This window comes from Variovorax sp. YR216, from assembly GCF_900107745.1.
Taxonomy (GTDB): domain Bacteria; phylum Pseudomonadota; class Gammaproteobacteria; order Burkholderiales; family Burkholderiaceae_C; genus Variovorax.
The window spans coordinates 187,178-205,779 of record NZ_FNRO01000006.1 but is presented as its reverse complement, the minus strand read 5'-3'; the positions used below and the strand labels follow the sequence as shown (position 1 = coordinate 205,779).

Annotated in this window: 21 protein-coding genes; 8 read left to right on the top strand and 13 right to left on the bottom strand. The window is 66.2% G+C overall.

What is annotated here, in order from left to right:
- Positions 1-12 precede the first annotated feature (12 nt).
- The 5 genes from BLW05_RS18480 to BLW05_RS18460 all read left to right on the top strand — a co-directional run bounded on the left by BLW05_RS18480 (position 13) and on the right by BLW05_RS18460 (position 3,947).
- Positions 13-747, top strand: coding sequence for an enoyl-CoA hydratase/isomerase family protein (locus BLW05_RS18480; protein ID WP_093164854.1), 735 nt, complete (start codon positions 13-15; stop codon positions 745-747).
- A gap of 7 nt (positions 748-754) precedes the next feature.
- Positions 755-1,423, top strand: coding sequence for an SRPBCC family protein (locus BLW05_RS18475; protein ID WP_093164853.1), 669 nt, complete (start codon positions 755-757; stop codon positions 1,421-1,423).
- A gap of 50 nt (positions 1,424-1,473) precedes the next feature.
- Positions 1,474-2,460 (top strand): Bug family tripartite tricarboxylate transporter substrate binding protein, encoded by a 987-nt coding sequence (locus BLW05_RS18470; protein ID WP_177142707.1) that lies wholly within the window; start codon positions 1,474-1,476, stop codon positions 2,458-2,460.
- Between the two features lie 124 nt (positions 2,461-2,584).
- Complete coding sequence (locus BLW05_RS18465) at positions 2,585-3,376, top strand: SDR family NAD(P)-dependent oxidoreductase (protein WP_093164850.1); 792 nt, start codon at positions 2,585-2,587, stop codon at positions 3,374-3,376.
- 148 nt (positions 3,377-3,524) lie between these two features.
- On the top strand, positions 3,525-3,947 hold the full coding sequence (locus tag BLW05_RS18460) for a glycine zipper 2TM domain-containing protein (protein WP_256330370.1): 423 nt from the start codon (positions 3,525-3,527) through the stop codon (positions 3,945-3,947).
- A gap of 36 nt (positions 3,948-3,983) precedes the next feature.
- Here the strand turns inward: BLW05_RS18460 and BLW05_RS18455 are convergent, their stop codons facing one another.
- The 10 genes from BLW05_RS18455 to BLW05_RS18410 are packed head-to-tail and all read right to left on the bottom strand — an operon-like array spanning position 3,984 to position 13,348.
- On the bottom strand, positions 3,984-4,589 hold the full coding sequence (locus BLW05_RS18455; RefSeq protein WP_093164847.1) for a glutathione S-transferase: 606 nt from the start codon (positions 4,587-4,589) through the stop codon (positions 3,984-3,986).
- Positions 4,586-6,325, bottom strand: coding sequence for an FAD-dependent oxidoreductase (locus BLW05_RS18450; protein WP_093164845.1), 1,740 nt, complete (start codon positions 6,323-6,325; stop codon positions 4,586-4,588). The genes BLW05_RS18455 and BLW05_RS18450 overlap by 4 nt, the downstream gene beginning before the upstream one ends.
- Positions 6,322-7,056 (bottom strand): SDR family NAD(P)-dependent oxidoreductase, encoded by a 735-nt coding sequence (locus BLW05_RS18445; RefSeq protein ID WP_093164844.1) that lies wholly within the window; start codon positions 7,054-7,056, stop codon positions 6,322-6,324. The genes BLW05_RS18450 and BLW05_RS18445 overlap by 4 nt, the downstream gene beginning before the upstream one ends.
- A 9-nt stretch (positions 7,057-7,065) precedes the next feature.
- A complete protein-coding gene (locus tag BLW05_RS18440) occupies positions 7,066-7,818 on the bottom strand; it encodes an SDR family NAD(P)-dependent oxidoreductase (protein ID WP_093164842.1) in 753 nt (250 codons plus the stop codon).
- Between the two features lie 28 nt (positions 7,819-7,846).
- Positions 7,847-8,569, bottom strand: coding sequence for an ABC transporter ATP-binding protein (locus tag BLW05_RS18435; protein ID WP_177142706.1), 723 nt, complete (start codon positions 8,567-8,569; stop codon positions 7,847-7,849).
- Positions 8,562-9,326 carry an ABC transporter ATP-binding protein gene (locus tag BLW05_RS18430; protein WP_093164841.1) on the bottom strand — a complete coding sequence of 255 codons (765 nt, stop codon included), beginning with the start codon at positions 9,324-9,326 and terminating at the stop codon, positions 8,562-8,564. The genes BLW05_RS18435 and BLW05_RS18430 overlap by 8 nt, the downstream gene beginning before the upstream one ends.
- A complete protein-coding gene (locus BLW05_RS18425) occupies positions 9,323-10,318 on the bottom strand; it encodes a branched-chain amino acid ABC transporter permease (protein ID WP_093164839.1) in 996 nt (331 codons plus the stop codon). The genes BLW05_RS18430 and BLW05_RS18425 overlap by 4 nt, the downstream gene beginning before the upstream one ends.
- Positions 10,315-11,217 carry a branched-chain amino acid ABC transporter permease gene (locus BLW05_RS18420; RefSeq protein WP_093164838.1) on the bottom strand — a complete coding sequence of 301 codons (903 nt, stop codon included), beginning with the start codon at positions 11,215-11,217 and terminating at the stop codon, positions 10,315-10,317. Before BLW05_RS18420 ends, BLW05_RS18425 begins: the two co-directional genes overlap by 4 nt.
- Positions 11,218-11,241: 24 nt before the next feature.
- Positions 11,242-12,450 carry an ABC transporter substrate-binding protein gene (locus tag BLW05_RS18415; protein ID WP_093164836.1) on the bottom strand — a complete coding sequence of 403 codons (1,209 nt, stop codon included), beginning with the start codon at positions 12,448-12,450 and terminating at the stop codon, positions 11,242-11,244.
- A gap of 52 nt (positions 12,451-12,502) precedes the next feature.
- Positions 12,503-13,348 carry an SDR family NAD(P)-dependent oxidoreductase gene (locus BLW05_RS18410; protein WP_093164835.1) on the bottom strand — a complete coding sequence of 282 codons (846 nt, stop codon included), beginning with the start codon at positions 13,346-13,348 and terminating at the stop codon, positions 12,503-12,505.
- Between the two features lie 169 nt (positions 13,349-13,517).
- On the opposite strand from BLW05_RS18410, the gene BLW05_RS18405 reads away from it, so the two are divergent.
- Positions 13,518-14,246 (top strand): GntR family transcriptional regulator, encoded by a 729-nt coding sequence (locus BLW05_RS18405; protein ID WP_093164833.1) that lies wholly within the window; start codon positions 13,518-13,520, stop codon positions 14,244-14,246.
- A 96-nt stretch (positions 14,247-14,342) separates the two neighbouring features.
- The gene (locus BLW05_RS18400) at positions 14,343-15,761 is read left to right on the top strand and encodes a M20/M25/M40 family metallo-hydrolase (RefSeq protein ID WP_093164832.1); all 1,419 of its coding nucleotides are present in this window, start codon (positions 14,343-14,345) and stop codon (positions 15,759-15,761) included.
- 50 nt (positions 15,762-15,811) lie between these two features.
- On the opposite strand, the gene BLW05_RS18395 is transcribed toward BLW05_RS18400, so the two are convergent.
- The 3 genes from BLW05_RS18395 to BLW05_RS18385 all read right to left on the bottom strand — a co-directional run bounded on the left by BLW05_RS18395 (position 15,812) and on the right by BLW05_RS18385 (position 17,167).
- Positions 15,812-16,597 (bottom strand): helix-turn-helix transcriptional regulator, encoded by a 786-nt coding sequence (locus tag BLW05_RS18395; RefSeq protein WP_256330369.1) that lies wholly within the window; start codon positions 16,595-16,597, stop codon positions 15,812-15,814.
- A gap of 125 nt (positions 16,598-16,722) precedes the next feature.
- Positions 16,723-16,944 carry a hypothetical protein gene (locus tag BLW05_RS18390; protein ID WP_093164829.1) on the bottom strand — a complete coding sequence of 74 codons (222 nt, stop codon included), beginning with the start codon at positions 16,942-16,944 and terminating at the stop codon, positions 16,723-16,725.
- Positions 16,945-16,963: 19 nt separating this feature from the next.
- Positions 16,964-17,167 (bottom strand): hypothetical protein, encoded by a 204-nt coding sequence (locus tag BLW05_RS18385; RefSeq protein WP_093164828.1) that lies wholly within the window; start codon positions 17,165-17,167, stop codon positions 16,964-16,966.
- 113 nt (positions 17,168-17,280) lie between these two features.
- Between BLW05_RS18385 and BLW05_RS18380 the strand changes: the two genes are divergently transcribed.
- Complete coding sequence (locus BLW05_RS18380; protein WP_093164826.1) at positions 17,281-18,435, top strand: helix-turn-helix transcriptional regulator; 1,155 nt, start codon at positions 17,281-17,283, stop codon at positions 18,433-18,435.
- Positions 18,436-18,602 lie beyond the last annotated feature (167 nt).

Here is an 18,602-nt window from a genome sequence, read left to right as displayed (position 1 = left end):
ACGGAGACCTTCATGCATCCGCATCTGATCATCGAGCAGCAGGGCCGCCTGCTGTCTGTAACCCTCAACCGCACCGACGACAACGGCGTCTCGGACAGCATGGCTTCGGCACTGTCGCAACTGCTGGCCAAGGCGCACGAGACCGCCGATGCCGTGCTGCTACGCAGTGCCGGCCCGGACTTCTGCACCGGCCGCATCCGTGACGCGGGCACCACCCCGCCCACCTCCGAGGCCTACACCCGTCGCGACGAGTACGACGGCATCTTCGGCAGCTACCAGGCCATGCGGGGCGCGAAGGTGCCGATCATCGGCGTCATCAAGGGTCGCTGCATGGGCTTCGGCACCGCCATCGCTTCCCTGTGCGATGTGAGCTTCGCCAGCGACACCGCCACCTTCAACATCCCCGAGATCGGTCACAACGTCATGCCGACGATGGTGATGTCGGCGGTGTACGACCGCATGAACCGGAACGCGATCCTGTGGATGGCGTACTCCACCGACTTCATCGACGCGCAGCGGGCGTTGGCCTACGGGCTCGTGAGCCACGTGGTTCCCGATGCGAAGCTGGACGCGGAGGTGAGTCGCTTCGTCGATGTGCTGCTCTCCCGCCCGCGTCCTGCGATCCTGGGCCTGAAGGAGTACCTGCGCGTGGCGCCTCGCATGGACGAGCAGGGCGCCATCGACTACGCACGCAGCCTGCACTCCATGGTCAACACGGCCGCCGCCATGAAGAAGAACACGCATTGAGGCGGCCATGGAAATCACCGGAACCCAAACCATCTCAGCGCCGCGCCAGCGGGTCTGGGATGCGCTGAACGACCCTGACATCCTCAAGAGGAGCCTGCCCGGCTGCGAGTCCGTCGAGCGCACATCCGCGGAGGAATTCAAGGTCATCATGGCCGCGGCCATCGGCCCTCTGCGTGCGCGTTTCAACGGCCTGCTCAGGATGTCCGATATCGAGGCGCCTACATCCTGCACCATGGTCTTCGAAGGACAGGGAGGCGCTGTCGGCTTCGGAAAGGGCAACTCGTCCGTCAAGTTGACCGAGTCGAACGGTCAGACTGAACTCACCTACACCGCGCAGGCACAGGTGGGCGGCAAGCTCGCCCAGGTCGGCTCGCGGCTCATCGACAGCGTGGCACGCAAGATGGCCGATGACTTCTTCAAGGCCTTCAAGACGCAACTGGCCGGAGTGCCCGTTGCTGCGAAGGAGACCGCAACTCGGCCGATCGGCGTTTCCGCCGGGCGTCCGGTGGCGGGCTCGACAGCCAGTGCTTCCGTCGCACCGACACCGGCGGCCGTCGCCGCGACTCGATCCGATGCAAGCGCCGCCGCAACGGTGATGGTTCCCGGCTGGTGGCTCGCGATTTCGGCCGTCATCGGCTCGGTCGCCACCCTGGCGGGTGTTCTGTTTGCACGCTGAACGGCGAAACGTTCATCCCACCGAGAAGAGAAGTTGAGATGGAGACAGACATGAAGAATGCCGGCATCGATCGGCGCACCTTCGTCCTGGCCGCAGCCGGCATGGGTCTCGCGGGTGCGGCACAGGCGCAAGTGAGCAAGGGGTCTCAGGTCGTGAAGATCATCGTCGGGTTCCCCGCCGGGCAGGCCACCGACATCGTTGCGCGGCTGCTCGCCAACAAGCTGCCCGCGGTGACCGGCGGCAACTACATCGTCGACAACAGACCCGGCCAGGGCGGTAGTCTCGCCATGGGGGCGCTTGCGAAGTCGCCGGCCGATGGCAGCGTGATGATGCTCACGCACATGTCCGCGGTGGCGACCAATCCGCACATGTACAAGTCAGTGCCCTACGACTCGCTGAAGGATTTCGAGCCCGTCGGATTGCTCGGCGATCTTCCGTTCGTGCTCGTGTGTCATCCGTCGACGCCGTTCAACAACGTCGAGCAGTTGGTGCGCTACGCCAAGGACAACCCCGGCAAGTTGACGAACGCGTCATCGGGCAACGGAACGGTCTCTCATCTGGCCATGGAAGACTTCAAGGCCCGTGCCGGCATCGACATCCTGCATGTGCCTTACAAGGGAAGCGGCCCGGGACTGACGGATGTGGTCGCGGGTCAGGTGTCGCTCGCGCTGGAAACCGCGGCCGCCGTGAAGCCGTTCGTCCAGTCCGGTCGCCTCAAGGCGCTCGGTGCCGGAACCACGAAGCGGCTCGGCACGATGCCAAACGTGCCCACCATCGCGGAACAGGGCTTCAAGGACTTCAGCGCTGTCACGTGGCTCATGCTTCTCTACCCTGCCGCCACCGACAAGCAATTGGTAGCAGGCACGTTCGGGGCCATGAACAAGGCCATGCAGACCATGGAGGTCGATGCCAGGATGCGCCAAATCGGCGCCGTTCCGCGGTTCAGCACCAGTCCGGCGGAAGCCGCGGCCTTTGTCCGCAGCGAGTACGCCCACTGGGGAGAAGCGGTCAGGCGAAGCGGGGTTCGGCTCGACTAGTTGTCGTGTGGCGCGGCCGCTCGACGACGCCCTCGAATTCGCCTACGCTGAGCCCCAAGGGCCAGTCGCCGCCGCGCTGCGCCGCCTGGCACGACCCATCATTTCTCTTTGAAGGGCACACGCAATGAATCTCCAACTCACGCGCAGGCTGGCGCTGGTGACCGGCAGCACGGCAGGCATCGGATTCGCCATCGCGAATGCCTTGGCGGCGGAGGGCGCACGCGTCATCGTCAATGGGCGTTCGCAGAACTCGGTGGACGCCGCGGTGGCTCAGATCAAGGCGGCGGAAGGCGGCGAAGTCATCGGTTTTGCCGGCGACCTGAGCACCGCCGCGGCGGCGCAAGCCCTGGTGGCGAAGTACCCCGGCATCGAGATTCTGGTCAACAACCTCGGCATCTTCGAACCCAAGCCGTTCGAAGACATTCCGGATGAAGACTGGACGCGCTTTTTCGATGTGAATGTCCTGAGCGGCGTGCGCCTGGCGCGTCTGGTATTGCCCGCGATGCGGCGGGCCAACTGGGGACGCATCATCTTCATCTCGAGCGAGAGCGCCATCCAGATTCCTTCGGAGATGATTCACTACGGCATGACGAAGACGGCGCAATTGGCCGTCTCCCGCGGATTGGCCGAGGCCGTCGCCGGCACTGGAATCACCGTCAACAGCATCCTGCCGGGCCCGACCAAGTCGCGCGGCGTGGGCGACTTCGTCGAGGCGCTTGCCAAGGCCGATGGCAAGTCCTTCGATGCCTACGAGAGGGAGTTCTTCGAAAAGGTGCGCCCGACGTCCCTCATCAAGCGGTTCGAAAATCCAGCGGAGATTGCCTCCATGGTGGCCTACATTGCCAGCCCGCTTTCATCGGGAACGACAGGGGCGGCGCTTCGCGTCGACGGCGGCTGTACGAAGAGCGCGTTCTAGGCTTTGCGCTTCTTCGATGCGCTTGCGTGCTTGACGTCCCTGGTGCAGCATGCGCGAAGAGCAAGTTGACACTGGGCTCCAACACCTGCCGGATGGCCCACGGGCCTCCGACGTATTCGCAACGGCACTGAAGATGAATGGAGGCTTCATGGCATCGAGTTTCACTTTCGCACGGCAATGGTCGGCCGCCTGCCTGCTCGCCGCAACGCTGAGCGTGGCGCATGCTCAGAGCTCCGCGGGCACCTGCTCCGTCTGTGGCACCGTCGAGTCCGTGAACCCTGCGCAGGCCTCGGCATCCACATCCGGAGTCGGCGCCGTGGCCGGCGGCGTGGTGGGAGGCGTCGTGGGCAATCAGGTCGGCAGCGGCAGGGGTCGGACGCTCGCCACCGTCGCTGGCGCCGCTGGCGGCGCCATGGCGGGCAATGCCGTCGAAAGAAACCGCAACACGCACACCATGTACAGGATCAACGTGCGTATGCAGGACGGGTCGCTGCGCACGATCGACTCCCGCAGTTCGTTCGCCGTCGGCCAACCGGTGACGGTCAAGGGAAATACGATCCTGCTGAACTGAGGGCGGGAACGGAACCTTCGGCGCGTTCAGGCCGCCTTACAGCGACCACTGGGCCCGCATGCTCGGCCTCTCGCCGAACGCGCCGAACCACTGCGCCACCGCAGGATGCCGGTCACGCCATCCAAAATCCGCGAATCGCAGATCCAGGTACCAGAGCGCGCATCCCACCGCGATCGCGCCGATATCCACCCGTCCTTCGAGCAGTTCGGGGCGCGCGTTCAGGTGCGCGAGCGACGTTTCCGCCTTGTCCAGTTGCGCCGCCCGCCATTCGGGCCAGCGCAGCGGCTCGGGCCGCGCCACGTCTTCGTAGCGTGCGATGAGTGCGCCATCCAGGATGCCGTCCCCCAGCGATTGAAGCGTGAGCGCTTCCCACCGCTTGGCGCCCGACGCGGGGAACAGCGCCCCGCCGGCCAGGTCGTTCAGGTATTCGCAGATCACGCGGCTGTCATACAGCACCTGCCCGTCGTCGGTGTAGAAGGTTGGTACCTTGCCCAGCGGGTTGTCGCGAATGATGTCGCGGTCGCGCTGGACGGGGTTCGCGTTCGAGGGCAGCAACTGCATGCGGTCGTCGAGCCCCAGCTCATGGGCCGTCACGAGGCACTTGCGCACATAGGGCGAGAAAGGGGAAAAGAGGATCTTCACGCGGTCTCCATTTCGACTTGTGGCTGTGTGGTGTGCTGCGCGACATGCCGGCCCGCGATCCATCCGAAGGTGAGCGCGGGGCCGAGCGTGATGCCGGGCGCCGGGTACTGTCCGCCCATCACGGACTGCATGTCATTGCCCGCCGCATAGAGACCGGAGATGGGCTGGCCATCGGCGTCCAGCGCCTGTGCATTCTCGTTGCAGCGGATGCCGCAGGCGGTGCCGATGTCGCCCGCGTAGACCTTCACCGCGTAGAACGGCCCCTTCTGCAACGGGCCCAGGCATTCGTTCGGCTTGTTGCCTGCGTCACCCAGATAGCGGTTGTACGCGGTGCTGCCCTTTCCGAACGCCTCATCTTCTCCCGCCTGCGCGTAGCGATTGAACTGTTCGGCTGATTCATTGAGCCCCTTGGCGTCGATGCCCAGCTTGGCGGCGAGTTCGTCCAGCGTGGCGGCGCGATAGAGGTAGCCCGCACGCACCAGATGTTCGCGCGGACGGCCGCCCGGCAGCGCGAGACCCAGGCCCCAGCGTTCGATGAAATCGCTGTCGCAGATCAGGTAGGCGGGCAGCGTCGGCAGCGTCTGGTGCGATCGGTACATGCCGATCACGAACTCGTGGTACGAGGTCGACTCGTTGACGAACCGCTTCCCGGCCGCGTTGACCGCCATCAGCCCCGGCTTGGCGCGGTCCCACACGAGATGCGGGTAGCGCACATGTGAGCCGTCCGGCTTCTGGAGGATCGAGACCGGCGCCCAGAAGGCCGGCGAGAAGTGGCCGCTGCCCATCGACGCACCGGCCGCGCGGGCGATTTCGATGCCCTCCCCCGCATTGCCCTGCGGCGACATGGACCACGGGCCGGTGGGTTGCGGGTAGAGCCTGCCGCGCATCTCCGTGCTCCACGGGAACCCGCCCGTTGCGACCACCACGCCGCGCTTCGCGCGAATGCGCTGCACACGCCCATCGCGCTCGATCTCGGCGCCCATGACGCTGCTGCCCTCGGTGATCAGCGACTTGAGCGGCGAGGCGAGCCAGTACTCGATGCGCCGGTCCAGCACGGTCTTGAAAAGGCGCGCCGCAAGCGCATTGCCGAGCACCAGCCGCGTGCCACGGTGGTAGCCGCGCAGGCGGTCGCCGAAAAAGCGCAGCACCAACTTCATGCCCTCCTTCCACGAGGCGAAGGAGCGCGTGACCGCGAGCAGATGGTTGACGTCGGTCATGGTGATCATCATGCCGCCGAGCACCATGAACTCCGGCAGCGGATCGCGCAGCTCGCGGAAGTGCTCGCCCAGCAGGCGGCCGTCGAACATGACCGGGTCCAGCGACCGGCCGCCGAATGCCGCGCCCTCGCGGTCGGGGTAGTAGTCCGGCGAATACTTGCGGGCGGCGAGCTTGAGCTCGGTGTTCTTCTCCAGAAAGTCCACCGCTTCGGCGCTCGAATTCAGGAAGGCTCGCTGCATCGCTTCCGGCGCGGCATCGCCCACCGTATTGCACATGTAGCTCCACGCCTTCTCGAAGGTGTCGGGGTGCCCGACCGCGGCGCTCTGCGAGTTCAGTGGCGCCCAGACAGCGCCGCCCGAGATCGCGGTCGAGCCGCCGATGCGGTCCGTCTTCTCCACCAGCAGCACCGAGCTGCCATGGATGTGCGCGGTGATCGCCGCGGTCATGCCACCGGCGCCGCCGCCGATGACCAGCACATCCACTTCCTTGTCCCACCGCGCCTGTGTCTTCGTCTTCATACGATCGAGCTTCCCAGCGACTTGCCGCCGTCGACGAACAGCACCTGTCCGGTGATGAAGCCCATCTCGGGCGAGACGAGGAACGACACCGCCCGCGCGATGTCTTCCGGCCGGCCGGCTTTGCCCGTCGGCTGCAGCGCGAGCTGCGCGGCCATCCGCTCGGGCGTGAGCGCGCGCAGCAGCGGCGTGTCGATCAGCCCCGGCGCGATCGCATTGACGAGGATGCCGCGCGAGGCCAGCTCCATCGCGCTCGCGCGCGTGTAGCCGACGATGGCGGCTTTCGACGCGACATAGTGCGGATGGTTGCGCGCACCGATATAGGCGCGTGAGGCGATGTTCACGATGCGCCCGCCATCGGGCATCCTGCGCGCGACTTCCTGCGTCAGCGTCGCGGCCGCGATCGTGTTGATCTCGTAGGCGCGGCGGAAGTCGTCGCTCGTCACTTCCATGAACTTGCGCTCGTCGAACACGCCGGCGTTGTTCACCAGCGCGCTGATGGGCGGCAGTTCCTGCACCATCGCGCGGACCGCGGCCTCGTCGGTGAGATCGACGATGCGCACCTGCACGTCGAGGCCCAAGCCCTTGAGGCGTTCCGTCTCCTTCACGGCCAGGGCTTCGACGCGATCGACCATGACGACCGCGAAGCCGTCGCGCGCAAGGCGCTCCACCGTCGCGAGGCCCATGCCGCTCGCGCCGCCGGTGACGAGCGCGACTGATTTGTTCGAATTCATGGACACACCTCAGGCAGAAAGGAAGCCGCCGTCCACCGGCAGGACCACACCGTTGACATAGCTGGCCATCTCGGATGCGAGGAACACGACCGGCCCGACGATCTCCTCGGGCTTGCCGCCGCGCTTGACCGGCACGCGGTTCATGTACCAGTCGGTGCCGCCAGGCACCTGCAATTGCGGCGTCACCATGTCGGTGAGCATCAGGCCGGGCGCCACCGCATTGGCGCGCACGCCGAAAGGCGCGAGATCGCGCGCCAGCGCCTGCGTGAAGGAGCGCACCGCGCCCTTCGATGCGACGTAGCCTGCCGACGAAATGCCGCTCACGAAAGCCACGATCGACGACAGGTTGATGATGCAGCCCTTCGACTGCTTCAAGGCCGGCACGAAGGCATGCGTGACGTTGAAGAGGCCCTGCAGGTTCACCTGGATCAACCGATCCCACACCTCCGTCGCGTTCGGATCGTCGATGCGCGCCTTGCCCGAGATGCCGGCGTTGTTCACCAGCACGTCGATCGGCCCGAGGCGCTCGGTCAGCGACTGCGCCATCTTCTGCGTCGCTTCGCGGTCGGTCACGTCCAAGGCCTCGGCCCAGGCTTCGCCGCCCTTCTCGCGGATCGCCCCTGCAACCGCTTCGGCCTTGTCGCGCTGCACATCCAGCACGATCACGCGGGCGCCTTCCTTCACGAAGCCGTGCGCCATCGCCGCGCCCAGTCCACCGCCGCCGCCCGTCACGAGGACCAGCTTGTCCTTCAACAGATTCATCGGGAAATCTCCTTGCGTTGGGCGTCGCTCAGACGCCTAGGTACGCCCGGCGGACCGCCGGGTCGTTCAATAGCTGCTTCGAGGGGCCGTGGAGGTTCAGCTCCCCGTTCTCGAGGATGTAGGCGTAGCTCGAAATGCGCAGCGCGAGCCGCACGTCCTGCTCCACCACCAGAATGGTCAGGCCCTGTTCGCGGTTCAGGCGCTGGATGATCTCGAAGATCTGTTCCACCAGCAGCGGCGAGAGGCCCATCGACGGTTCGTCGAGCAGGATCATCCTCGGCCGCGCCATGAGCGCGCGCCCGATCGCCAGCATCTGCTGTTCGCCGCCCGACAGCGTCGAGGCGCGTTGCTCGATGCGTTCCTTGAGGCGCGGGAACATCTGGTAGACGCGCTCGAAGTCCTCGGCAATTTCCTTTCGCGACGACTTGCGAAGGAAAGCGCCGAGTTCGAGGTTCTCGCGCACGCTCATGTCCTTGAAGACCTCGCGGCCCTCCGGCACCTGCACCAGGCCGCGCCGCACGATCTCGTCGGAGTGGAGCCGCCCGATCGACTGCCCGTCGAACCGGATCTCGCCCGCCGAAGGCTCGATGAGGTGGGAGACCGAATTGAGCGTGGTGCTCTTGCCCGCGCCGTTGCTTCCCAGCAGTGCCACGATCGCACCGCGCGGCACCTGCAGCGACACGTTCTGCAGCGCCTGGATCGCGCCATAGGAGGCGCTGACGCCGCGCAGCTCCAGCATCATGTCAGTCATTGGCGGCTCCCTTGCCCAAGTAGGCCTCGATGACGCGCGGGTCCTGCCCCACTTCGGCGGGCGTGCCTTCCGCGATCTTTTCGCCGAAGGACATCACGGTGATCCGGTCGGAGATCGACATCACCAATTGCATGACGTGTTCGACCAGCAGCACCGTGATGCCATCTCGCGTCGCGAGTTCGCGCAGCAGTTGGTCGAGACTTTCGATGTCCCTGTTGCGCAGCCCTGCGGCTGGCTCATCCAGCAGGAGCAGTTGCGGCTTGAGTGCCAGCGCCCGCGCCAGTTCGAGCAGCTTCTGGTGCCCGAAGTCCAGCTCGCGCGCGGTCGTGTTGCGATCGTGGGTGAGGCCCACGCGCTCGATCAGGCTGTCCACCAGGTCGCGCGTCTCGCCGTCGGGCCGGCGCAGCAGGCGCCGCACGGTGCTCGCGCTGTGCGAATAGCAGCCCAGCAGCACGTTCTCGTACACGCTCAGTTCGCCGAAGAGCTCCAGGTTCTGGAAGGTCCGCGCGACGCCGAAGCCGGCCATGCGGTCGGCGCGGGCGTGGCTCACGTCCTGGCCGTCGAGCACGATGCGGCCGGCGGTCGGCTGGTAGTAGCGCGAGATGCAGTTGAAGGTGGTGGACTTGCCCGCGCCGTTCGGGCCGATCAGCGCGTGGATCGTGCCCTTCTGCACCTGGAACGACAGGTCGTTGACCGCCGTCAGGCCACCGAAGCGGACAGTGATGCCCTGCACGTCGAGGAATGGAACCGCGCTCATGCATGGCTCCTTTCCGCCACGCCCGGATGGACCGCGCTACCGCCAAGCCCTTCCTGCGCGGCGGGACGCGCCGCGCGCTTCTTGCGATCGGCGAACAGGCCCCGCGGCTTGAACATCATGAAGCCCATCAGGATCACGCCATAGATGATTTCCTGCACCGAGAGCGCCTGCCGCAGCAGCTCCGAGATGATCCCGAATGTGATCGCCCCGGCGACCGCGCCGCGCACCGACCCGATGCCACCGACGACCACCATCGTCAGGACCAGGATCGTGGTCTGGAAGCCCAGGCTTTCCGGATGGATGAACGACACGAACAGGGTGTACATGCCGCCGGCGACCCCTGCGAAGGCACCAGAGATCGCGAACGCGGACTGCTTCATGGCACGCGCATTGATGCCCATCGCCGTGGCAGCCACATCGCTTTCGCGCACCGCGCGCAGCGCGGAGCCGAACTGCGAGCGCGAGATCGCGACCGTGGCCCACAGCATGAGTGCGGTGAGCCCGATCACGAAGGGATAGGCCTGCAGGTCGTTCGTGAGCTTGAGCCCGAACAGCTCGGCGGGCTGCAGGCGCATGCCGTTGGAGCCACCCGTGACGCCGTCCCAGTTGAGGAAGACCCACTGCATCGCTTCGCCGAACGCGAAGGTCGCGAGAGCGAGATAGATGTCCCGCATCCGCAGCGCCAGGAAGCCGATCAGGTAGCCGAGCACCGCGGAGAGCACGCCGCCCGCGATGATCGACACCACGAAGGGCGGATGCCAGGTCGCATTGATGATGCCGGCCGTATAGATGCCGATGCCGTAGAACGCAGTGTGCGACAGCGCGAACTGCCCGGCCTCGCCGATGACGACGTGCATGCCGAGGGCCAGCACCACGAACACCATCAGCAGGTTCACCACATACAGCACATAGCCCGTGGCCACGAAGGGCAGCACGCAGATCACCGCGAGCAGCACCAGCAGCGCCGCGTGATCGAGGTTGGGTTTCTTCATACCTTCTTCACCTGTACCTTGCCGCCGAGCAGACCCTGCGGCCGCACGATCAGCGTGACGAGGATGGCCAGGAACGGCGCGACGACGATGGCGTTCGTCGAGATGAACAGCCCGACGAGGTTCTCCACCACGCCGATGATCAGCCCGCCCAGCACCGCGCCCGGCAGGCTGGTGAAGCCGCCGACGATGGCCGCCGCATACGCGAGGATCGCGATGTGCGCGATGTCCGGCGTGACCAGTACCTTGGGCGTGATCAGCAAGGCCGCGATCGCGGAGATCAGCCCCGACATCGCCCACACGAGCATGCGGATGCGCGACAGCCGGATGCCGACGATCTGCGCCGCGCGCGGGTTCATGCCGACCGCGCGCATCGCCTTGCCGATGCGGGTGTAGGTGAACATCAGGTAGATCAGCACCATCACGACCACCGCCACGACGAAGATCGCGATGTCCAGCCGCGTCAGCGCGGCATCGCCGATCAGCACCGTATCGCCGGAGACCAGCGCGGGCAGCGAGCGCGGGGTGTCGCCGAGGCCGGTCTGCCGCACGAGGCCCTTCAGGAAATAGGCCAGCCCGAGCGTGGCGATGACCAACTGCACGCCGACCCCGCGCGAGCCGGTCACCCGCTCCATCACGACGCGCTGGAACAGCGCGCCGCCCAGCGCCACGATGACCAGCGTCAGCGGAATCACGGCGGCGTAGGGCAGCTTGGCCAGCAGCAGCAGGCTCAGCGCCACGTAGCCGCCGATCATCATCATCTCGCCCTGCGCGAAGTTGGGCACGTCCGTCGTCTTGAACACCGCCACGATGGCCAGTGCCAGCAATGCATACACGCTGCCCGTCACAAGGCCCGACAACAGGCCTTGCTGCAGGAACAGCCAGAAGTCACTGAAACTCATGGTCTGGAACCGGCGCGGAGGACGTCACTTGGGCTGGTAGACCCAGGCGCTGCGGTACGAGCCCGGCACCGGCGTCTTGTTCTCGCCATCGAACTTCAGGTAGATGGCGGACTTCTGGCCCGCATGGTCCGTCGGCGTCAGCTCGATCGGGCCGGCCATCACCTTGGAGTCGAACTTCGTCTTCGACAGCGCGTCGAGGAACTTCTCGCGGGTCAGTTGCGGGCCGGCGGCCTTGAGCGCGTTGACCACGGTCATCGCCGAAGGAATGCCGTAGGGCATGTAGGTCTGCGGGTAGCCGGGCTTGGCGGCCAGCTCGGGGTAGTAGTCCTTGTACATGTCGTACACCCACTGCAGCTTGGCGCCGCCGGGCACGTCGAGCATCACTTCCTGCAGGTACACGTTCTTGAACGCGTCCTTGTTGCCGACGTTCTCCACCAGTTGCTTCAGGTCGGCCGTGCCGTTGACCGCGATCACGATCGGCTTGTTCCAGCCGAGTTCCTGCGCCTTCTTCACCAGGAGGCTCACCGGCCGCGCGTAGGTGGTGATGACCAGCACGTCCGGATTGGCCGCGCGGATCTTGAGCATCGGCGCGGTCACGTCGGTGATGTTCGGGTTGATCGACTGCACCTGAAGGTCGGCGCCGACCTTCTTGGCCTGGAATTCGGCCGCTTCGAGGTTCCAGCCGCCGTAGGCGTCGTCGTGGTTGATGTAGCCGATCTTCTTGGCCTTGAGGTGCTCCACGGCGAACTGCACCATCGAGCCGCCGACCGCGCGCTGCGAGATCGAGAACGCGCCGTAGATGTACTTCGACGGCGGATACAGCGCGCCGTCGCCGGAGGCGTTGAGCATCACCAGCGGCACCTGCACGCGTTCCACGTATTCGCGCGCGCCGACGACCGGGCCCGAGCACGAGCCGCCATTGAGCAGGAAGACCTTGTCCTGCTCCGTCAGCTTCTTCACCGCGGCGAGCAGGTCGTTGGCGTTGCAGCGATCATCCTCGACGACCAGCTCGATCTTGCGGCCGTTGACGCCGCCTTCCTTGTTGACCTTGTCGTAGTACATCTTCGCCGCGTTGATGACGTCGAAGCCGTAGGCCATCGAGTTGCCCGACAGCGGGCCGAACATGCCGATCTTGATGGTCTTGTCCGTCAGACCGGGCTCGCCTTGCGCGCTGGCGCCGAAGGCGACGACCGTGGCCGCGAGCGCCACGACAAAGGACTTGCTCAACTTCATGCTTGTCTCCTGTGGAGTTTGTGGTGAGGGGGTTGGCGGGCGACCGATCGCCTCAGGCCGTGGAACGCGCCGCGTCGTCCTTCTCGAAGCCCGGACGCGGGATGAGGCCCAGCCAGGCCTGCGTGAGGCCGCCGTCGACCAGGATCTCCTGGCCGCTGATGTAGCTCGCACGCTCGCTGGCAAGGAACAGGACCGCCGCCGCGATGTCGTCCGGCGTGCTGATGCGGCCGGCCGGAACGATCTGCTCGCGGCGCTGCCGGACCTCGGGGTTCTGGTAGATGCCGTCGCTCATCGGCGTGCGGATCATGGCGGGGCTGACCACGTTGCTGCGGATGCCCTTTTCGCCCAACTCGACGGCCAGCAGTTGCGACAGCATCTTCACGCCGGCCTTGCTCACGCTGTAGGCGCCGCTGTAGGGCTGGGGGATGCTTCCGGAGATCGAGGCGATGTGCACCATCGAGCCGCCGCCCGCCGCCATCATCTGGCGGCCGAACACCTGCGCGCACAGCAGGTAGCCGGACAGGTTGACCGCGAGCAACTGGTTCCACTTGTCCAGCGCGATGTCCATGACCGCATCCGCATACAGCGCGGCAGCGTTGTTGACCAGCAGCGTCGCGGGGCCCCATGCCGCCTGGATCTGGTCGGCGGCAGCCTGCACGCTTTCCGCGCGGGTCACGTCGCAGGCGACCGGCATCACACGGCTCGCGGCATCGCCCACGCTCTCGACGACACCGTGCAGGGTGTCGGTATTGCGGTCGAGCAACGCCACGCGCGCCCCGGCATCCACGAGCTGGCGCGCGATCTCGGCGCCGATGCCTCCGCCCGCTCCGGTCACCACGCAGACCCGTTCGCCGAGTCCCAGCCAACTGGTTCCGAAGTCCTTGCCCACGCCCGTCATGCCGATACTCCTGATTCGCCGATATCGAAAGAATTAAAAGCATTATGTATACATGAATGCGATCAAACGCGAGGGTTTTCCCTGAAATAAGCTGTTATTGGCATCTCATGTATACGTCTACGCGAATACGTATACTTGAGCAGCGAAATCCGAACGGGGGAAACGGCCTATGAAAACACTGGCTCAGAACGTCACCGACACCCTTCGCGACTGGATCCTTCATGGCCAGGTGCGACCCGGCGCGCGGTTGGAAGAGGTGCCCCTGGCGGAGCAATTGGGCGTGTCGCGCACGCCCGTGCGCGCGGCGCTCGGCACGCTCGCCACCGAGGGACTGATCGACCACCAGCCGAAGCGCGGCTATCTGGTGCGCGGCTTCGACATGGAAGAAATCGTCGCCGCCTACGAAGTGCGATCGGTGCTCGAAGGGCTTGCATGCCGCAATGCAGCGGCACGCGGCCTCACCGAAGACCAGACCCGTCGCCTCAGGGCGAGCCTTGCGGACGGCGACCGCATCCTCTCGACCGGTGTGCTTCGGCCGGAAGACCACGAGCCCTATCAGCTCATGAACGTGACCATCCACGACACGCTGCTGACTGCTTCAGGCAATCCATGGGTCACGCGGTTCGCCGAGCAGGCGCAGAACATCCCTTTCGCATCGGACCGCATCGTGCTGTGGGACGACCACGCGATCATCCTGCGTTCGCACGGCGACCATCACCGCATCGTCGAAGCCGTCATCGCGCGCGACAGCATCCGCGCCGAGCAACTGATGCGCGAGCACGTCTACTACGCCGGCATCATCCTGCGGCGCAACTACGAGAAGCTGCTCGAAGCCGGCGACGCCGCGCCGGGCGTGAAGCCGACACGTCGCTTCGCGGCAACCACCGTGCCGCTCTGAGCGAGGGACGGCGAAGTCTCCCTCCTATACTGGCCCGGGCCTGTGCCAACAGGAGGCACGGCCCTGTCCAGCATTCAACAAGGAGACTTCAGTCAGATGAATAACAAGGTACGACATTGCGCCGCCGCAGCGACCCTGCTTTGCGCCGCCACATGGGCCGGCGCCCAGCCCGCGCCCGCGCCGATGCCGCCGCTCACGCCCGAGCAGCAACGCTTCCATGACATCTACAAGGAGCTGGTCGAGATCAACACCACGCACCTGAGCGGCAACAACACCGAGGCCGCGCAGGCGATGCGCAAGCACCTGCTGGATGCGGGCTTCAAGGCCGACGAGATCCAGCTCTTCGAGCCGTACCCGAACAAGGGCAACCTCGTCGTGCGCTACAAGGGCACGGGCGCGAAGAAGCCGCTCCTGCTGCTGGCCCACATCGACGTGGTCGAAGCCCGGCGCTCCGACTGGAAGACCGATCCCTTCAAGCTCAAGGAAGACGACGGCTACTTCACCGCGCGCGGCTCCTCGGACGACAAGGCCATGGCCGCCTCGTTCGTCTCGATCCTGTCGCAGCTCAAGCGCGAGGGCTTCAAGCCGAACCGCGACATCGTGCTCGCGCTCACGGCCGACGAAGAGCTCGGCGACGTGCCCACCAATGGCGCCTTCTGGCTGGTGAACAACCAGCGCGCGCTGCTCGATGCCGAGTTCGGCATCAACGAAGGCGGCGGCGGCCAGCTCAACAACGGCAAGCCGGTGCTGCACCGCGTGCAGGTGGCCGAGAAGATGTACACCACCTACAAGCTCGAGGTGCGCGACGTCGGCGGCCACAGCTCGCTGCCGACGCCGAGCAACCCCGTCTACGAGCTCGGCACCGCGCTGGACCGCCTGGGCAAGTACCGCTTCCCGGTGAAGCTCGCCGAAGTCACGCAGAAGTACTTCGAGCGCAGCGCGCAGTTCGAGACCGGCCAGATGGCCGAGGACATGCGCGCCGTCGCCTCCGGCAAGCCCGACGAAGCAGCCACCGACCGGCTGTCGAAATCGGCGCTCTACAACGCGACGCTGCGCACCACCTGTGTCGCCACGCAGGTCACCGCGGGCCATGCGGAGAACGCGCTGCCGCAATCGGCGAAGGCCACGGTCAACTGCCGCATCCTGCCGCACGACGACCCCGCCGAGGTCGATGCCGCGCTGCGCAAGGTGCTCGAGACCCCACGCATGAAGATCGAGCAGACCAACCCGCCGCTGAAGAGCCCGCCCTCGCCGCTGCGCCCGGACGTGGTGCAGGTGGTGGACTCGCTCACGCAGCAGATGTGGCCCGGCATCCCGGTGGTGCCGACGATGAGCACCGGCGCGACCGACAGCCGCTTCATGCGCAACATCGGCATCCCCATGTACGGCGTCTCGGGCATCTTCTCGGAGCCCAGCGACGCGCGCGCGCACGGCCTCGACGAGCGCGTCGCGATCCCGCGGCTCTATGACGGCCGCGAGTTCATGTACCGCATGGTCAAGTCGTTCGCGCAGTAGCACGCCGTGCATGGCGGACCGCGCCGGCTCGACCGGCGCGGTCGGCGCAGCTATCGCAGCTTGCCGAGCCAGAGCGCGGCGAGCGCCGAGCGATTCTTGACGCCGAACTTGCTGTAGATCGACTTGATGTGGAAATGGGTGGTGTTCGGACTCTGGTCCAGCGTCTGCGCGATCTGCTTTTCCACGTGTCCGTCGAGCATCCCCAGCAACACGCGTCGTTCGGCCGGCGTCAGGGGCGCATTGGCGATCAGGAGCCCGTGGCTGAGCAACTGCTGCCGGTAGAACCATCGCAGCCCGCGCATCACGAAGCCGAGCAGGCTGCTGTCCCGCGTGGAGAACCGCGGCGCCTGTGCGTCGCGAAAAACGAAGAGGTGGATCCGCACGTCGTCGTTGAGCGCACAACGCACAGACATGCTGTCGGCAAGGCCGACGTCCAGGTAGTGGCGGCGATAGTGCTCGCCCTCGAACCACTCGGGCGGCAGCGCTTCGAACAGCAGGCGCGTCCGGAACGGTTCGTCCCCCGACACGGCCAGGATCTGCGACAGGTCGACGTTGGGCGACCAGAGCGTGTCGAACTGCTCCTTGACCGACGCCGCAACCGTCGGAACCGGGTGCAGGAGCCGGATCAATCGCGGGCGCCAGCCGAGCAGCGGGTCCGCCGGCGCCGGCGAAGGCATTCGCACGACCACGGACCAGAGCGCATTCCGGGCCCCGAACATGGCGCACAGCGCAGCGAGCAGATGCACGAGCGCGGCATCGCCGTCGCCGACCGAGAACTCCGCCAAGCGATCCCAGAGCGCATAGACGTCGTCGCTCCGGGCATTCGTTGAATCCACGCCTTGATGCATGTCGCCCCCGAGAGGGGTCTGCGGGTCGCAGACCTCGGGCGAGCATAAGGGAGGTCGGGGCCACCTTTCCAGGTAGTACCTGCCCGGGTCGGTGCGCGCGATATTCAGCGCGGTCACCGGTCGCTTTCGCGTTCCGGCGCCTGTGGGACCCACGGCTCGACGAGGATGCCGGTGCAGCAGCCGCCATCGTCCGCCGGCAGCGACGCGTCGACCAGCGGCGTCCAGGTCGGCGCACGCAGGAAGTCCGACAGCGATGCGCCGGCAAGCGCCAGGAGAATCACGATCGCCAGCACTTCAAATTCACGCGCGCGTCCGGGATCGGTATCGAGCTTCATTGCGGCGTCTCCCGACCGTTCATTCGCCCGACACGCACAGCCGGTGCGCGGCGGATACGGCACTGCCCTTGGCCACCGGATGCTTGATCGCCGCCTGGACATGCCCGGCCGGACTGTTCCATGCCAATGCCAGAAGGACGCAGGCGACGACGAGCGTGACCACGTAGCCGGCGGACGTCCTTCTTGCAGCTGTGGAGAGGCTTCGAATGACACGGTCGAGCATCGGGGACCTTTCTTTGGTCGAGTGGTCTTGCGCGCAAGGTTAGGAAATCGCCCCCGCCGCCGCGTCATCCGAAGCGATGACGAACCCAAGCCCATGAAGAAAGGGAGATCGACATGAACGGTCTGGAAGGCATCACCGCCCAGCAGCTCTCCGACGTGATCGGATCCGTCTACGACTGCGCCCTCGACCCCGCGTTGTGGCCGGCCACCTGCCGCACGATCGCCAATCTCTGTGCCAGCACGGGAGGCGGCATTTGCGTGCATGACCTGAAGCAGGTTCAGAACGACCAGCTCTTCGTGTTCGGCTACCAGCCGGAATTCCTGGAGAAGCTGGGCAGCCGGTTCTCCGAAAGCCCGATGGCCACCGCCGATGTCGTCTCGAATGTCGGCGACGTCAACTCCCTGGCCGCGGAGCCGCGGCAGCTGTACGAAAGCCGGTTCTATCGGGAGGTGCTGGAGCCCTACGGACTGACGGACATGATGTGGTTTCCCGCGCTGCGAAACGGCGGCCGGACGGCGTCGCTGCATGCGTCCCGCAGTGACCAGCGACCTTGCTACCAGCAGCACGACGTGCGGCTGTTCAAGCTCCTGTCCCCGCATGTCTGCCGGGCGTTCGCGATTTCCGACGCGCTCGACATCCGCGCGCTCCGGTCCGAGATGCTCGAGAAGACATTGGACGGACTCGCCGCCGGCGTCTACCTCACGGCGAGCGACGGCCACGTCGTCTACATGAACGCCGCGGCCGAGCGCCAGGTCAGGGCCGGCCGTTCGATTCGCGTCGCCCAGAACCGGTTGTCCCCCATCGATCCCGTGGCGCGTGCGGCACTTGCGAAGAGCATCGATGCCGCGACGCGCGCGGATGTCGCATCACCCTGGAGCGAACATTCCGTGGCGATCCCGGACGGCGTCGGCGGCGGCTATGTCGCCACGCTGCTGCCGATCGAGAACGGCCAGCGCAGCGGGATCCTCGCGCCGTTCGCCGCGTCGGTCGCAGTGTTCATGCAGGACCCCATCAAGGTTCCGCTCATGCCGGGTGAGGCCTTCGCACGGCTGCACGGACTGACCGGCGCCGAACTCCGCGTCGTGCTGGCCCTGTCGCAGGGGCTCGGCGGGATGGAGTCGGCCGAGATGCTCGGCATCAGCGAACCGACCGTTCGCACCCACCTGCAGCGCATCTACGCGAAGACCGGGACGTCGCGGCAGGCCGATCTGCTGAGCCTGCTGCACCGCTCCACGCCGCCGGTTCGCGCCGCCGAGCGCGTGCAGTGAGGCAACAGCCCGGCGCTCAGAACAGGGACACAGCCACCGAACCGGTCGCGCCCGACGCATTCCAGTCGCCGTCGATCCAAGAACCCCGAAACAGCCGTCTTCCGCCACCCGCACGGGAAAGATTCCTACGTTGCGACATGCCCGCCCGGCCGAAGGTTTGCGATTCC

Bases quoted from the DNA above. Each gene is read 5' to 3' on its own strand.
- BLW05_RS18410 (WP_093164835.1), bottom strand. From the start codon at position 13,348: ATGACGGGCGTGGGCAAGGACTTCGGAACCAGTTGGCTGGGACTCGGC.
- BLW05_RS18420 (WP_093164838.1), bottom strand. From the start codon at position 11,217: ATGAGTTTCAGTGACTTCTGGCTGTTCCTGCAGCAAGGCCTGTTGTCG.
- BLW05_RS18405 (WP_093164833.1), top strand. From the start codon at position 13,518: ATGAAAACACTGGCTCAGAACGTCACCGACACCCTTCGCGACTGGATC.
- BLW05_RS18400 (WP_093164832.1), top strand. From the start codon at position 14,343: ATGAATAACAAGGTACGACATTGCGCCGCCGCAGCGACCCTGCTTTGC.
- BLW05_RS18415 (WP_093164836.1), bottom strand. From the start codon at position 12,450: ATGAAGTTGAGCAAGTCCTTTGTCGTGGCGCTCGCGGCCACGGTCGTC.
- BLW05_RS18440 (WP_093164842.1), bottom strand. From the start codon at position 7,818: ATGAATCTGTTGAAGGACAAGCTGGTCCTCGTGACGGGCGGCGGCGGT.
- BLW05_RS18450 (WP_093164845.1), bottom strand. From the start codon at position 6,325: ATGAAGACGAAGACACAGGCGCGGTGGGACAAGGAAGTGGATGTGCTG.
- BLW05_RS18475 (WP_093164853.1), top strand. From the start codon at position 755: ATGGAAATCACCGGAACCCAAACCATCTCAGCGCCGCGCCAGCGGGTC.
- BLW05_RS18385 (WP_093164828.1), bottom strand. From the start codon at position 17,167: ATGCTCGACCGTGTCATTCGAAGCCTCTCCACAGCTGCAAGAAGGACG.
- BLW05_RS18435 (WP_177142706.1), bottom strand. From the start codon at position 8,569: ATGACTGACATGATGCTGGAGCTGCGCGGCGTCAGCGCCTCCTATGGC.
- BLW05_RS18445 (WP_093164844.1), bottom strand. From the start codon at position 7,056: ATGAATTCGAACAAATCAGTCGCGCTCGTCACCGGCGGCGCGAGCGGC.
- BLW05_RS18380 (WP_093164826.1), top strand. From the start codon at position 17,281: ATGAACGGTCTGGAAGGCATCACCGCCCAGCAGCTCTCCGACGTGATC.
- BLW05_RS18460 (WP_256330370.1), top strand. From the start codon at position 3,525: ATGGCATCGAGTTTCACTTTCGCACGGCAATGGTCGGCCGCCTGCCTG.
- BLW05_RS18425 (WP_093164839.1), bottom strand. From the start codon at position 10,318: ATGAAGAAACCCAACCTCGATCACGCGGCGCTGCTGGTGCTGCTCGCG.
- BLW05_RS18470 (WP_177142707.1), top strand. From the start codon at position 1,474: ATGAAGAATGCCGGCATCGATCGGCGCACCTTCGTCCTGGCCGCAGCC.
- BLW05_RS18465 (WP_093164850.1), top strand. From the start codon at position 2,585: ATGAATCTCCAACTCACGCGCAGGCTGGCGCTGGTGACCGGCAGCACG.
- BLW05_RS18390 (WP_093164829.1), bottom strand. From the start codon at position 16,944: ATGAAGCTCGATACCGATCCCGGACGCGCGCGTGAATTTGAAGTGCTG.
- BLW05_RS18430 (WP_093164841.1), bottom strand. From the start codon at position 9,326: ATGAGCGCGGTTCCATTCCTCGACGTGCAGGGCATCACTGTCCGCTTC.
- BLW05_RS18480 (WP_093164854.1), top strand. From the start codon at position 13: ATGCATCCGCATCTGATCATCGAGCAGCAGGGCCGCCTGCTGTCTGTA.